The following is a 13,948-nucleotide window of genomic DNA, read 5'->3' as shown; positions in this document are numbered from 1 at the left end:
TGCCGAGGCTCAGGCCTCGATGCCGCGCAACACGATCTCGAGGCCGCGGTCGAACACCTCGTCGACGTCGCCGCCCTGACGGAATCCGCCGTTCCGCTCCATCACGCAGAACCCGTACGCCCACGCCGTGAGCGTGCGCGCGACGGCCAGGGGGTCTGCTGTCGTCAACGCGCTCACCGCGCCGAACAGAATGGTCATCAGCGGCGCCGGAGTCTCCTGCTACGGACCTGCGGGACTCAGTCGCCTGAGTCCCGCGGGTCCGCCCGTTGCACCGGGGGCCGCGCGGTGACGACGTAGCGCTCGTCCAGAATGTCTCGCCCCCAGAGCTCAACCTCCGTCAGGTGCCGCACCGTGATCTCTCGGAACCCGCCCTCCTCGAGGAGAGCCGTGGTCTGGTCGGCCGTCAGGCCGACGCCCGTGTGCCATGGTCCCATGCGTCATCGAAGGTGGGCGCTTCGCTGTCCCAGAGCGTCGGATCGGACATGGGCACACGGTACCCCCGGCCGGCGACATCGGAAGCCAGGGGTACCGTGCGCGTCGGACGCCGCTCAGGTGAGAGCGGCAGGCTTCTTCGGGACGAGCGACACGGCGATGGCGGCGAGCAATGCGACGATCGCGAAAGCCACGAAGTTCCATTCGACCCCGATCGCCATCGACGCCAGCCATCCACCGACCATCGGACCCATGATCGCTCCGATGCGGGCGAAGCTCAGTGCCCACCCGGCGGCGGTGGCGCGCACGGATGCGGGGTAGTAGTCGGTGATGTAGGCGGTCAGTACGAGCGACGTCGAGATCGATCCGATGCCCGAGATCGCGACGAACACGAGATTCAGCAGCATCGAGTTCGGGAACATCATCAGCAGGCAGGCGACCCCGCCGAGCGTATAGAAGATGACGAGCACCGGTTTCGACCCGAAGCGGTCGGCGAGATGCCCGAGAACCAGACCGCCCACGGCTGAGGCGAGGCTGAACACCATCAGGAAGGTGAGCGCGGGTCCGAGATCGTATCCCGCGGCCCGCATGATCGACGGGAGCCAGGAGTTCAGGCCGTAGACGAGCAGCAGTCCCGAGAACAGCGAGATCCACAGGAACACGGTCGAGCGCAGGTAGCGACGGGAGAACAACTGCTGGAGGATGCTCTGCCACGGCATCCGCTCTCCGGCCTTCGCCTCGGGGCGCGCGGCGGGAATGTAGGGAAAGATGCCGAGGCGTTGCGCCTGGGCCACGGCTCGATCATGGCGTCCTCGGTTCTCGAGCGACTCGAGTGATTCGGGAAGCACCTTGGCGATGACCGGAAGCAGCAGGATGGGGAACGCGCCGACGGCGATGACCCAGCGCCAGCCGAGATGCGGCAGCAGCAGCATCGCGACCAGTGCGGAGATGACGATTCCGAGCGAATAGCCGGAGTACATGATTCCGTAATTGAGTGCGCGCCGCCTCGGGGCCGAGTATTCGATCGTGAGTGCTGCGGCGACCGGGATCACGCCGCCCATGCCGAGCCCGCCGAGGAAGCGGAAGAGGCCGAAGACCTCGGGGGTGGGGGCCAGTGCGGCGCCGAGCTGCATGATCGTGAAGATCGACATCGACACCAGCAGCATCCGCTTGCGACCGACGCGGTCGCTGAGAGTGCCGATGAAGAGCGCGCCGAGGAGCATCCCGACCAGGGCCCATGATGCGAGGCCCCCGAGTTCGACGGGGCTCAGCGCCCAGGCGGAGTCCTCGGCGAGGGCGGGGAGCACAGCGCCGATCACTCCGATGTCGTAGCCGTCGGCGAGGATCGCGAGCCAGCAGCTGAACAGGACGATGCGGGTGACCGAGCGGGGGACGGGCCAGACCTCGGCGGCGTCGGGTGCGGTGGATGTTCTGGACAACGTCGTCTCCTTCGCGGTGACGCGACAGTGCGTCGAGCGGATGCGGCCCGAAAGCCATCATCGCAAAACTATGACGAACGTCACTGCAATGCAATATTCCATGTGGCAGCATTCTTGTGTCGCCGAGATAGGCGCTGCGACTCTCGTGATCTACCCGATCGTGCTGCCGGCGCTCGCCGATGGGAGTGCGCGGCGCCGAAGCGACGGCCTGCTCCTGGCGGCTGGAGTGATCTGCATCGCGCTGGGGGTGAGGATCGCATGGGCCGCACTGCGATCGGGCGCGATCTCGATCGATGCACGGGGCGTGACGCTGGCGAGAACGCTGTTCGGGCGTACACGCGTCGTGCCGTGGTCGCATGGGAGTGTCGCCCAGGTGACCGGTGGCTCGCTCATCGTCATATCGGGCACTCTGAGCGTCGCATGCAGGGTGTCCTACTTCAGGACGGACCCGGTGATCGTCGCCGACATCATCAATCGCTGCTCGTCCGATCCGGCGTGGCTCATGCGCCTCGGCGGAGAGGCGGTCGATGTGCTGCTGACAGGCAGGAGGACTCCGGTCCTCGAGCTGCGGTGGACTGGGCGTATACGGGAATCGCCGTGCTGCTGGCTCTCGCTGCCGTCTACCTCGTCCTGCGTGGCGATCTGCTCGTCACCGTGGTGTGCATCGCAGCCTCGGCTTCAGTCGCCGCCGTCGAGATCGACCGTGCTCTCATCGGCGAGGAGACGCTGCGCGCTGGGTGCGACACCGAGGTGGAGTGCAGCGGCCGCTTCGGACCGCTAGTCACGCGCGGTCTGCAGCAGCGTCCACAGCTCGGCGCGAGCGGGGAACGACGACAGATCGCTGCCGAGCAGCGCGCCGGCCTGCGCGATCCTCGACCGCAGCGTATGACGGTGCATACCGAGAGCGGCCGCCGCCGGCTCAGCCTTGGCGTCGTGCTCGAGCCAGGCGCGCAGTGAGCCTTCGAGGTCTCCGCCCGATCGCGCGTCATGGTCGCGCAACGGCGCGAGCCGCGACTCGGCGACCAGGCGCGCCTCGTCGGTCGCCAGCGCGCTGAGGATGCTGGACCCCGCCGCGTCCGCGAAGTGGAACACCCCCGCATCCGACTGCTGGCGCAGGGCCGCGAGCGCCTGCGCGTGTGCCCGCGAGAACGCATCGTACGACTCCGAACCGGAGGCGCCGATGCGGATGCCGAAGCGCGTCGCGATCTCGTCGAGCAGCGCCTCGTCGGCCATCGACAGGCACAGCACGACGCCGTCCGGGGACTCCGCGAGGAAGCTCGCGGTGCCGTGCTCGGAGCGCCGCCGCTCCCACCAGTCCGTCAGGGGGCCGGACGGGGCGTCTGCGGCGACCGCCACCACGACGGGTGCCGCGGGCATGCTGCCGAGCACCCTCCTGGCGAGGGACGGATCGTCGTCGAGCAGCGAGCTCAGCAGCTGGGAGTTCAGTCTCCGCCTGCTGCGGGCGAGCTGGTCGCTCTGCTCGAACGCGAGTCCGGCCATCGCGATCACGGAGGTCACGACCGTGCGGGCCTCGGAGTCGAGCGCGTCGACCGCAAGCGCGATCACGCCCCGCAGGTGACCGCCGCGCCCGACCGTGAACAGCATGAAGGTCTGCTCGTCGATCGTGAGCGACTGCCCGGCTTCGAGGCCGCGGGTGAGGATCTCGGTGGCCCGCTCGCCGAGTGCTGTCAGGCGGTCCGTCGAGACGGACGCGCGGGGATGCGACAGCTGCAGGGCACCGGATGCGTCGTACATGCCGACCCAGACTCCGAGGCGGCGGCCGAGCTCGGCGACGGTCGCATCCAGTCCGTGCGGGCGGAGCGCAGCGAGGGCCAGTGCGCGCTGCGTGTCGAGCGCCCATGACCTGCGGGCGTACGCCTGTGCCGCGATCGCCTCGGAATGCGCACGGGCGACGGCGATGAACGGCGTGCGGTAGGGCACCTCGAACAGCGGGATCCCTCGGCGCGCGCACTCGACGACGAGCTCGTCGGGGATACCGGCGCGGTGCACGTCGGTGCCGAATCCGAGTCCGAGCACACCTCGGTCGGACAGCCGCCCGACGTAGAGTTCGACGTCGATGCCGGCGTCGAACTGAGTGCCGGTCGTCAGCAGTGCGAGGTCCTCCGCGAGGAAGGGCGTGGGGTCGGCGAGGTCGGAGCTGTGCACCCAGCGCAGTGGGCGATCCACCGCGCCGAGCGGGAGATCGGTCTCTGCCGAGACGAGTCCCAGACCGAGGTCGCGACGGCTGAGGAGTGCGCGAAGAGTGGGCTGCTCTGCGGCATCCATGCAGGTTCTCCGTCTCCATCGCGTGAACGGTCTTTGTACGGCCCGGCGATGTTCTCGATCAGATTGTACAGCCGGGCGAATGCGGTGGTCGATGCTCGAGTCGTACGCTCGCCCACATGGCACTCCTTGACAACGCAGCTGTTGCAGTTCCCCTCGGCGGACCCGAGCTCCCCCAGGAGCGTCGCCTCGTGACAGACCTTCCCGGCCCCCGGTCGGCGGAGATCCTCGCACGCAAGGCGGACGCCGTAGCGGCGGGGGTCGGGCACACGGTGCCCGTCGCGGCTGTCGCCGCAGGCGGAGGAGTCGTCGTCGATGCCGACGGCAACTCGCTCATCGACCTCGGATCCGGCATCGCCGTGACCACGGTCGGCAACGCGCACCCGAAGGTCGCCGCAGCCGTCGCCGCTCAGGCCGCGCAGTTCACCCACACGTGCTTCATGATCTCGCCGTACGAGTCGTACATTGAGGTGGCCGAGGCCCTCAACCGCCTCACCCCCGGCGACTTCTCGAAGAAGAGCGCCCTGTTCAACTCCGGCGCCGAGGCCGTCGAGAACGCGATCAAGATCGCCCGCAAGCACACCGGTCGCCAGGCGGTCGTCGCCTTCGACCACGGCTACCACGGCCGCACCAACCTCACCATGGCGCTGACCGCCAAGTCGATGCCCTACAAGAGCGGGTTCGGCCCGTTCGCGCCCGAGGTGTACCGTGCTCCGATGTCGTACCCGTTCTGCGACGGGCTCGCGGGCCCCGAGGCGGCATCCCGCGTCATCCTCCAGCTCGAGAAGCAGATCGGTGCCGACAACCTCGCCGCCGTCATCATCGAGCCGATCCAGGGCGAGGGCGGCTTCATCGTGCCCGCCGAGGGCTTCCTGCCGGCGATCGCCGAGTGGTGCCGCGCGAACGGCGTCGTCTTCATCGCCGACGAGGTGCAGACGGGCTTCGCCCGCACCGGGCATATGTTCGCGAGCGAGATCTTCGGCATCGAGCCCGACCTCATCACCACGGCCAAGGGCATCGCGGGCGGCCTGCCGCTCGCCGCCGTCACCGGCCGCGCAGAGATCATGGACGCCTCGCACTCGGGCGGCCTCGGCGGCACCTACGGCGGCAACCCGATCGCCTGTGCCGCAGCGCTCGCCGCGATCGACGTCTTCGAGAACGACGGCGTGATCGAGCGGGCCCGCGAGATCGGCGAGATCCTCACGACACGCCTCGCAGCCATGCAGCAGCAGGATGCCCGCATCGGCGACATCCGCGGACACGGCGCGATGATCGCGGCCGAGTTCGTCGATCCCGAGACCAAGGCGCCGGATGCAGCACTCACCGCGGCCGTCGCCAAGGCGTGCGTCGCGCAGGGCGTCATCGTCCTCACCTGCGGCACCTACGGCAATGTCATCCGCTTCCTGCCGCCGCTCGCGATCGGCGACGATCTGCTGAACGAGGGCCTCGACGTCGTCGCCGCGGCGCTCGCTGCGGCCTGACATGTCGACCCAACCGGAATCGCAGTGGGATCGGCCCGTCTCCCCTGAGACGTCGGCCGGTTTCGCCGGCGCGAACCCGCGCACCAAGAAGCTGCGGTCCCGTCACGTCACGATGATCACGCTCGGCGGGATCATCGGCGCGAGCCTGTTCGTCGGATCGGGCAACGTCATCCGCGCCGTGGGGCCGGCCGCCGTGCTGTCGTACCTCATCGGCGGCCTGCTGGTGTTCCTGGCGATGCGGATGCTCGGAGAGATGGCGGCATCGCGTCCGGCCATCGGCTCGTTCATGGAATACGCGAGGGTCGGTCTCGGCAACTGGGCCGCCTACCTCGTGGGCTGGCTGTACTGGTACTTCTGGGTCGGCGTTCTCGCTTACGAGGCGGTTCTCGGCGGCGAGACGATGGCCAGCTGGTTCCCGGCGGTGCCGTCCTGGGCCTGGTCGCTGATCCTCATCGCGATCTTCGTCGGAACCAACGTCATCTCGGTCCGCACATTCGGCGAGGTCGAGTTCTGGCTCGCCAGCATCAAGGTGCTCGCGATCGTCGTGTTCCTCGGCGCCGGTCTGCTCTTCGCCTTCGGACTCTGGCCGAACTCGGAGGTCTCGGTCTCGAATCTCTGGGAGCACGGCGGGTTCGCCCCGAACGGCTACGGCGTCGCCTTCACCGGTGTCGCGCTGGTGATCTTCTCGTACTTCGGCACGGAGATCGCCGTGATGGCGTCAGCCGAGTCCGAGGATCCGGCGAAGGGCATCCGTCAGGCGACGAGCACGATCATCTGGCGCATCCTGCTGTTCTTCGTCGGCTCCGTGCTCATCATCGTAACCGTCGTGCCGTGGGACGAGCTCCCCGTGCCGACCGATGTCGCGAACGCGCCCTTCACGTATGCGCTCGAGCAGTTCGGCATCCCCGGCGCGAGCATCATCATGCAGCTCGTCATCTTCACCGCCGTGATCTCGGTGCTGAACTCCGGCCTGTACTCCGCGTCGCGCATGTTCTCGGCGCTGGCCGAGCAGGGCTTCGCGCCGAAGATCATGACGAAGAAGTCGAAGAGCGGCGTGCCCGTCATGGCGCTGCTCGCCTCGACCATCGGCGGCCTCATCGCCACCCTCGTCAACTTCTTCACTCCTGGCTCGGGCATCTTCGACTTCATCATGAATTCGGCGGGTCTCGTCGCGCTGTTCGTCTACGTCTTCATCGCGCTGACCCAGTGGCGTCTGCGGCAGAAGATGACGCCGGAGGAGGTCGCGAACCTCAAGCTGAAGATGTGGCTGCACCCGTGGCTCAACATCGTGCTGATCACCTGCATCGCCGCGGTGCTCGTGGTCATGCTCACGACCGAGGGCGGACGCACCCAGGTCTGGACGAGCCTCATCGCCACCGGCGTGCTCGTGCTCTTCTGGCCGTTCGTACGTCGCAACCTCAACAAACGCAACGCCGCTCAGGCGACCGAGACCTCGGGAAGCGACGCCGTCGCGACCTGAACAGACGTCCGGTCGCGATTCGTATCGGGGGATTTCGGATCGCGACCGGCACTACCCCTTTCCAACGAAGGAGAAGCAGATGGCTGAGATCACTCGTGACGTGCTGATCGTCGGTGCGGGAGCCGCAGGGCTCACGGCGGCGAACGACCTGCGCAAGGCCGGCCTGTCGGTCGCCGTCCTGGAGGCCCGCGACCGCGTCGGAGGCCGTCTGTGGACCGATGTCATCGACGGCGCCATGCTCGAGATCGGCGGACAGTGGGTCTCGCCCGATCAGGACGCGCTGAAGGACACCATCGAGGAGCTGGGGCTCGAGACCTACAGCCGCTACCGCGAGGGCGACAGTGTGTATGTCGGCCCTGACGGTCAGACGCACCGCTTCACCGGCGAGATGTTCCCGGTGTCGGCTGCGACCGAGGCGGTCATCGCCGAGATCACCGAACGCCTCGACGCCATGGTCGCCGAGATCGACCCCGATCGTCCGTGGGAGCACGCGAATGCCGAGGAGTGGGACTCGGTCACCTGGGATGCCTGGCTGCGAGCGCAGACCGATGACGACGAGGCCGTGCGCAACCTGGCCTTCGCCACGGGATCCGCGATGCTCACCAAGCCCACTCACTCGTTCTCGCTGCTGCAGTCGCTGCTGATGGCGGCATCCGCCGGTTCGTACTCGAACCTCGTCGACGCCGACTTCATCCTCGACAAGCGCGTCGTCGGCGGCCTGCAGAAGGTGCCGCTGCTGCTGGCCGAGCGTCTCGGCGACGACGTGCTGCTGAACCAGCCGGTGCGCTCGCTCGAGTGGGGTGCCGACGGTGTGACCGCCACGACCGACGAGCTCACCGTGCGTGCGCGCTACGCGATCCTCGCGCACGCGCCGGTGCTCTACAGTCGCATCGCCTTCGTGCCGCCGCTGCCGCGTCGCCAGCACCAGATGCACCAGCACATCTCCATGGGCTTCGTCATCAAGGTGCACGCCGTCTACGACCGTCCGTTCTGGCGCGAGCAGGGCCTGAGCGGCACCGCGTTCAGCCCGTACGAGCTGGCGCACGAGGCGTACGACAACACGAACCACGCAGACGAGCGCGGCACCCTGGTCGGCTTCGTCAGCGACCAGAACGCCGACGACCTCTTCACGCTCACGGCCGAGGAGCGCAAGGAGCGCATCCTCGAGTCGCTGTCGCACTACTACGGACCCGAGGCCAAGAACCCCGTCGTCTACTACGAGAGCGACTGGGGCACCGAGGAGTGGACCCGCGGCGCGTACGCGGCGAGCTTCGACATGGGGGGCCTGCACCGCTACGGCGCAGACCTGCGCTCGGCCGTCGGCCCGATCCACTTCGCGTGCAGCGATCTCGCGGGCGCCGGCTACCAGCACGTCGACGGCGCGATCCGCATGGGCCACCTCGTGGCCTCGAACATCGTCGACTCGAGCCGCGCCGCCGGCGACACCGCCGAGGTCGGCTGATGACCGGCGCGGTCGTCGTCGGCTACACGGCGACGGATGCGGGTGCGGATGCCGCGGCGCTCGGCGCCCGGCTCGCCCGCAGCCTCGGGGCTGTTCTGCACCTCGTGATCGTGCTGCCGTCGGAGGGCACCCGCAGTGCGGCGGTCCCCCCGGAGCGGGCCTACGAGGACCACATCCGCCGCCAGGCGAAGGAGTGGCTCGAGGATGCGGTCGTGCGCCTGCCGCAGGAGCTGACTCGCACGGGTCACGTGCGGTTCGGCGAGTCCTTCGCCGAGGGGCTGATCGCCGCGGGTGAGGAGTTCGACGCCCGGGTGATCGTGGTCGGTACGGCCAACGGCAGCATCTTCGGCCGCCACCGCCTCGGCAGCGTCGCCTCCGAGCTGCTGCACTCGTCGACGATCCCGGTGGCGCTCGCGCCGGCGGGGACGGCCGACGAAGACGACCACGTCCTCCCACGCGTGACCGTCGCGATCGGCACGCGCCCCGGCGCCGACAACCTGCTCGACGAGGCTGCGGCGATCGCGACCGAGTCGCGAGTCGGTCTCCGCCTGGTCTCGCTCGTGCCGTTCGATGTGCCGCCCGGCCTCGACACCGGCGCGATCCGCGTGGTGGGCGACCAGCACGCGCATGACGTGCTCGCCCGGGCGAAGGGTCTCCTTCCTGAGGAACTGCATGCCGAGGTCGAGGAGGCCCCCGGCGACACCGTCGAAGACGCTGTCGCGAACCTCTCGTGGCTCCCCGGCGAGGTCGTCCTCGTCGGCTCGAGCCGCCTGGCGCAGCCGCGCCGGCTGTTCCTGGGCTCCACCGCAGCGAAGATGCTGCATGAACTGCCCGTCCCCATGATCGTCGTCCCGCGCACCCGCGCCGAAGCAGGAGTCCGCTGATGAGCAGCTCGAACCGGGCGACGGAGCCCGAATCCGGTGTGACGACCGGCATCTCCCAGAAGGGATTGAGCGCAGGAGCCGTCGGCGTCCTCGGAGCCGTCGTCATCGGCGTCTCCACGATCGCGCCCGCCTACACGCTCACCGCATCGCTCGGACCGACGGTCGCGGTCGTCGGCACCCAGGTGCCTGCGATCATGCTCGTCGGATTCATCCCGATGCTCCTGACGGCGTTCGGCTACCGCGAGCTCAACCGGATGATGCCGGATTCCGGCACCTCGTTCACCTGGGGCGTGCGGGCGTTCGGCCCGTGGATCGGCTGGATGACCGGATGGGGCCTGATCGCCGCCACCGTCATCGTGCTGTCGAACCTCGCCGGAATCGCGGTCGAGTTCCTCTTCCTCCTGATCGCGCAGCTCAGCGGCAACCCTGAGATTGCGGATCTGGCGTTCAACCCGTTCATCAACGTGGTCGTCTGTCTGCTCTTCATGCTCGGCGCGACGCTGGTGTCGTACCGCGACATGCAGACGACGCAGAAGTTCCAGTACATCCTCGTCGGCTTCCAGGTGCTCGTGCTCGTCGTCTTCGCGACCGTCGCGATCGTCAAGGCCGTCTCGGGTGACGCCCCCGAGCCCACCGCGTTCTCGTGGTCGTGGTTCAATCCGTTCGAGGTGCCGTCGTTCAGCGCCTTCGCCGCGGGCCTCTCGCTCTCGATCTTCATCTTCTGGGGCTGGGACGTCGTCCTCACCATGAACGAGGAGACGAAGGACCCGGCGAAGACCCCTGGTCGTGCGGCGATGGTCACCGTCGTGGTGGTCGTGGCCCTGTACCTGCTGCTCGCGATCGGCCTGATCATGTTCGCGGGCGTCGGCACGGGCGAATACGGTCTCGCGAACGAGGACATCTCGGCGAACGTGTTCTTCGCGCTGTCCGACCCGATCCTGGGGCCGCTCGCGTTCCTCGTGTCGCTCGCGGTGCTCTCGAGCTCGGCGGCGTCGCTGCAGTCGACCGCCGTCGGACCCGCCCGCACGCTGCTGGCGATGGGGCACTACGGTGCCCTGCCGAAGAAGTTCGCGCGCGTCAGCCCGCGATTCTTCACACCCGGCTACTCGACGATCGTGTCGGCGGTCGTTGCATCCGTCTTCTACGCCGTGATGCGTCTGGTGAGCGAGAACGTGCTGACCGACACGATCCTGTCGCTCGGCATGATGATCTGCTTCTACTACGGCCTCACCGCGTTCGCGTGCGTCTGGTACTTCCGCAAGCAGTGGTTCGACTCGGCGAGGAGCTTCTTCTTCACGTTCCTGTTCCCGCTCGTCGGCGGTGCGATCCTCGCCGTGCTGTTCGTGACGACGCTCATCGACTCGATGGATCCCGCGTACGGCAGCGGATCGAGCATCGGCGGCCTCGGCCTCGTGTTCGTCCTCGGCGTCGGCATCATCGTGATCGGCATCGTCATCATGATCTGGCAGTCCATCAAGCGCCCGGCGTTCTTCCGCGGCGAGACCCTCAGCATGGATGCTCCCGCCAGCGCGCGTCGCCGCTGACCCCACCCCCGTCCCCACAGAAAGAGATTCCATGAGCACTCAGACAGAGCAGGCGCTGCTCGACAGCATCCCCACCGGCCTCTTCATCGGGGGAGAGTGGATCGACGGCGAGACCGGCGGCACGTTCGACGTGCAGGATCCGGCGACCGGCGCGGTCATCCGCACGATCGCGGATGCGACGCCGGGCGACGGCATCCGCGCCCTGGATGCGGCCGTGGCCGCGCAGGACTCGTGGGCAGCCACCGCTCCGCGCACCCGCAGCGAAATCCTGCGCCGCGCGTTCGATCTCGTGCAGGAGCACAAGGAAGACCTCGCCCTGCTGATGACGCTTGAAATGGGCAAGCCCCTCGCCGAGGCGCGCGGAGAGGTCGCCTACGGCGGCGAGTTCCTGCGGTGGTTCAGCGAAGAGGCCGTGCGCATCAGCGGTCGCTACGGCATCAACCCCGAGGGCACCGGCCACATGGTCGTCTCGCAGCGGCCCGTCGGTCCGTCGTTCTTCGTGACGCCGTGGAACTTCCCGTTCGCGATGGCGACGCGCAAGATCGCTCCCGCCCTCGCGGCCGGCTGCACCGTGGTGATCAAGCCCCCGGCACTCACGCCGCTGACGACGATCTTCTTCACGTCGCTGCTCGAGAAGGCAGGGCTCCCGGCCGGTGTCGTCAACGTCGTGCAGACGTCGAAGTCGTCGGCGCTGTCGGCACCGATCATCGCCGACCCCCGCCTGCGCAAGCTGTCGTTCACCGGATCGACCGAGGTGGGCCGCAAGCTCATCGCTCAGGCCGCCGAAGGCGTGCTGCGCGTGTCGATGGAGCTCGGCGGCAACGCCCCGTTCGTCGTCTTCGACGACGCCGACCTCGACAAGGCCGTGGACGGCGCGCTGGCTGCGAAGTTCCGCAACATCGGCCAGGCGTGCACCGCCGCCAACCGCTTCATCGTCCACAAGGACGTCGCCGAGGAGTTCGCCCGCAAGGTCACCGAGCGGGTCAACGCCATGAAGATCGGCCGCGGCACCGAAGAGGGCGTCGCCATCGGACCGCTCATCGACTCGGATGCGGTCGCGAAGGCCGGCGAGCTCGTCGACGACGCCGTGGAGCGAGGGGCGACGCTGCTCGCCGGCGGCAAGGCACTCGAGGGGACCGGCACGTTCTATGAGCCCACCGTCCTCACCGATGTCGTCGCAGGGTCGGCGATCCTCCGTGAGGAGATCTTCGGACCGGTGCTCGCGATCGCGACCTTCGACACCGAGGATGACGCGGTCCGTCTCGCGAACGACACCGAGTACGGGCTCGTCTCGTATGTGTTCACCGAGAACCTGCAGCGCGGACAGCGCATGATCGACAGGCTCGAGACCGGCATGATGGGTCTCAACGTGGGCGTGGTGTCCAACGCCGCCGCCCCCTTCGGTGGCGTCAAGCAGTCCGGCGTCGGCCGCGAGGGCGGTCTCGAGGGCATCCACGAGTACCTGTCCACCAAGTACACGCTGATCCCGGTCTCCTGACCGGTCAGCCCAGAGGAGGAGAGAACATGACCGATTACGCCGTCATCAACCCCGCCACCGGAGAGACGCTGGCGTCTTTCGACACCTTCACGGATGCGCAGATCGAGGAGGCGGTCGCCGCCGCCGACGAGGCGCACCGCGAGTGGTCCCGCTCGTCGACCGTGGCGGAGCGCGCAGCGCTGCTGCGCCGTGCGGCCGAGCTGCACCGCGAACGCCGTGAGGCGCTCGCCGACGTCTTCGTGCGCGAGATGGGCAAGCCCCGCGAGGCCGCGCTCGGCGAGGTCGACTTCGCCGCCGACATCGCCGAGTACTACGCCGACCAGGCCGAGGCCATCATGGCCGACCAGCCGATCGCGATCCTCGGCGAGGGCTCGGCGATCGTTCGCCGGTCGTCGCTCGGACCGCTCGTCGGCATCATGCCGTGGAACTTCCCGGCCTATCAGATCGTCCGCTTCGCTGCGCCGAACCTGATCGTCGGCAACACGATCCTGCTCAAGCCGGCTCCTCAGTGCCCGGAGTCGTCGACGGCTCTCGAGGCGATCTACCACGACGCAGGATTCCCGAAGGGCGCGTACCAGAACGTGCTCGCGACGAATGACCAGATCGCCGACATGATCGCCGACCCGCGTGTGCAGGGCGTCTCCCTCACGGGATCCGAGCGTGCCGGTGCCGCGGTCGCCGAGATCGCCGGGCGCAACCTCAAGAAGGTCGCGCTCGAGCTCGGCGGGTCCGACCCGTTCATCGTGCTGTCTACCGACGACCTCGACGCCACCGTGCAGGCGGGCGTCGACGCGCGTCTCGACAACAACGGCCAGGCGTGCAACGGCGCGAAGCGCTTCATCATCGTCGACGGTCTGTACGACTCGTTCGTCGAGAAGTTCACCGCGGCGATGGCTGCGGTGAAGGCGACCGACCCGACGCTCGACGACACGGTGCTCGGCCCGGTCTCGTCGGAGACGGCGGCGGAGAACCTGCAGAAGCAGATCGACCAGGCCGTCGAGCAGGGCGCGACGCTGCTGACCGGCGGCACCCGCGACGGGGCGTTCTTCGCCCCGACCGTGCTCGCCGACGTGACTCCCGAGATGAACGTCTACCGCGAGGAGCTCTTCGGCCCCGCGGCCGTCGTCTACCGGGTCGCCGACGAGGATGCAGCTGTCGCCCTCGCGAACGACACCACCTTCGGCCTCGGCTCGTACGTCTTCACGACCGATGCCGAGCAGGCCGAGCGCGTCGCCGACAACATCGAGGCGGGCATGGTCTACGTCAACCTCGTGCTCGCCGACAGCCCGGAGCTGCCGTTCGGCGGCATCAAGCGCAGCGGCACCTCGCGCGAGCTCGGCCACCTCGCCGCCGACGAGTTCGTCAACAAGAAGCTGATCCGCATCGGCTGAGCGACGGCGACACGAAGGGACGGATGTCGAGGCATCCGTCCCTTCGTCGTCTCC

Annotated in this window: 11 protein-coding genes; 7 read left to right on the top strand and 4 right to left on the bottom strand. The window is 68.3% G+C overall.

Features of this window, described 5'->3' with window-relative positions; translation table 11 throughout:
- Window positions 1-9: 9 nt before the first annotated feature.
- The 4 genes from RQG77_RS10135 to RQG77_RS10120 all read right to left on the bottom strand — a co-directional run bounded on the left by RQG77_RS10135 (window position 10) and on the right by RQG77_RS10120 (window position 4,157).
- The gene (locus RQG77_RS10135) at window positions 10-198 is read right to left on the bottom strand and encodes a TetR-like C-terminal domain-containing protein (RefSeq protein WP_311244610.1); all 189 of its coding nucleotides are present in this window, start codon (window positions 196-198) and stop codon (window positions 10-12) included.
- Between the two features lie 38 nt (window positions 199-236).
- Window positions 237-434, bottom strand: coding sequence for a hypothetical protein (locus RQG77_RS10130; protein WP_311244609.1), 198 nt, complete (start codon window positions 432-434; stop codon window positions 237-239).
- Between the two features lie 114 nt (window positions 435-548).
- Window positions 549-1,871, bottom strand: coding sequence for an aromatic acid/H+ symport family MFS transporter (locus RQG77_RS10125; protein WP_311244608.1), 1,323 nt, complete (start codon window positions 1,869-1,871; stop codon window positions 549-551).
- A gap of 777 nt (window positions 1,872-2,648) precedes the next feature.
- Complete coding sequence (locus RQG77_RS10120) at window positions 2,649-4,157, bottom strand: PucR family transcriptional regulator ligand-binding domain-containing protein (protein WP_311244607.1); 1,509 nt, start codon at window positions 4,155-4,157, stop codon at window positions 2,649-2,651.
- Between the two features lie 116 nt (window positions 4,158-4,273).
- Here RQG77_RS10120 and gabT point away from each other — a divergent pair, with 116 nt between their 5' ends.
- The 7 genes from gabT to RQG77_RS10085 all read left to right on the top strand — a co-directional run bounded on the left by gabT (window position 4,274) and on the right by RQG77_RS10085 (window position 13,894).
- On the top strand, window positions 4,274-5,635 hold the full coding sequence (gabT, locus tag RQG77_RS10115) for a 4-aminobutyrate--2-oxoglutarate transaminase (RefSeq protein ID WP_311244606.1): 1,362 nt from the start codon (window positions 4,274-4,276) through the stop codon (window positions 5,633-5,635).
- Between the two features lies 1 nt (window position 5,636).
- A complete protein-coding gene (locus tag RQG77_RS10110) occupies window positions 5,637-7,115 on the top strand; it encodes an amino acid permease (protein ID WP_311244605.1) in 1,479 nt (492 codons plus the stop codon).
- Between the two features lie 79 nt (window positions 7,116-7,194).
- The gene (locus RQG77_RS10105; RefSeq protein WP_311244604.1) at window positions 7,195-8,577 is read left to right on the top strand and encodes an NAD(P)/FAD-dependent oxidoreductase; all 1,383 of its coding nucleotides are present in this window, start codon (window positions 7,195-7,197) and stop codon (window positions 8,575-8,577) included.
- The gene (locus tag RQG77_RS10100) at window positions 8,577-9,461 is read left to right on the top strand and encodes a universal stress protein (RefSeq protein ID WP_311244603.1); all 885 of its coding nucleotides are present in this window, start codon (window positions 8,577-8,579) and stop codon (window positions 9,459-9,461) included. Before RQG77_RS10105 ends, RQG77_RS10100 begins: the two co-directional genes overlap by 1 nt.
- Window positions 9,461-11,005, top strand: coding sequence for an APC family permease (locus RQG77_RS10095; RefSeq protein WP_311244602.1), 1,545 nt, complete (start codon window positions 9,461-9,463; stop codon window positions 11,003-11,005). The genes RQG77_RS10100 and RQG77_RS10095 overlap by 1 nt, the downstream gene beginning before the upstream one ends.
- Before the next feature lie 31 nt (window positions 11,006-11,036).
- Window positions 11,037-12,503 carry an NAD-dependent succinate-semialdehyde dehydrogenase gene (locus RQG77_RS10090; RefSeq protein WP_311244601.1) on the top strand — a complete coding sequence of 489 codons (1,467 nt, stop codon included), beginning with the start codon at window positions 11,037-11,039 and terminating at the stop codon, window positions 12,501-12,503.
- Between the two features lie 26 nt (window positions 12,504-12,529).
- Window positions 12,530-13,894: an NAD-dependent succinate-semialdehyde dehydrogenase gene (locus tag RQG77_RS10085; protein ID WP_311244600.1), complete on the top strand. Its 1,365-nt coding sequence runs from the start codon at window positions 12,530-12,532 to the stop codon at window positions 13,892-13,894.
- The last annotated feature ends 54 nt before the right edge of the window (window positions 13,895-13,948 follow it).

Source organism: Microbacterium sp. WCS2018Hpa-23 (assembly GCF_031843845.1).
In the GTDB taxonomy this organism is placed as follows: Bacteria; Actinomycetota; Actinomycetes; order Actinomycetales; family Microbacteriaceae; genus Microbacterium.
This window is presented reverse-complemented; position numbering and strand designations above follow the sequence as displayed.

What these genes read in the sequence shown, in the direction of transcription:
- RQG77_RS10135 (WP_311244610.1), bottom strand. Translation starts at nt 198, where the DNA reads ATGACCATTCTGTTCGGCGCGGTGAGCGCGTTGACGACAGCAGACCCC.
- RQG77_RS10130 (WP_311244609.1), bottom strand. Translation starts at nt 434, where the DNA reads ATGGGACCATGGCACACGGGCGTCGGCCTGACGGCCGACCAGACCACG.
- RQG77_RS10120 (WP_311244607.1), bottom strand. Translation starts at nt 4,157, where the DNA reads ATGGATGCCGCAGAGCAGCCCACTCTTCGCGCACTCCTCAGCCGTCGC.
- gabT (WP_311244606.1), top strand. Translation starts at nt 4,274, where the DNA reads ATGGCACTCCTTGACAACGCAGCTGTTGCAGTTCCCCTCGGCGGACCC.
- RQG77_RS10110 (WP_311244605.1), top strand. Translation starts at nt 5,637, where the DNA reads ATGTCGACCCAACCGGAATCGCAGTGGGATCGGCCCGTCTCCCCTGAG.
- RQG77_RS10105 (WP_311244604.1), top strand. Translation starts at nt 7,195, where the DNA reads ATGGCTGAGATCACTCGTGACGTGCTGATCGTCGGTGCGGGAGCCGCA.
- RQG77_RS10100 (WP_311244603.1), top strand. Translation starts at nt 8,577, where the DNA reads ATGACCGGCGCGGTCGTCGTCGGCTACACGGCGACGGATGCGGGTGCG.
- RQG77_RS10095 (WP_311244602.1), top strand. Translation starts at nt 9,461, where the DNA reads ATGAGCAGCTCGAACCGGGCGACGGAGCCCGAATCCGGTGTGACGACC.
- RQG77_RS10090 (WP_311244601.1), top strand. Translation starts at nt 11,037, where the DNA reads ATGAGCACTCAGACAGAGCAGGCGCTGCTCGACAGCATCCCCACCGGC.
- RQG77_RS10085 (WP_311244600.1), top strand. Translation starts at nt 12,530, where the DNA reads ATGACCGATTACGCCGTCATCAACCCCGCCACCGGAGAGACGCTGGCG.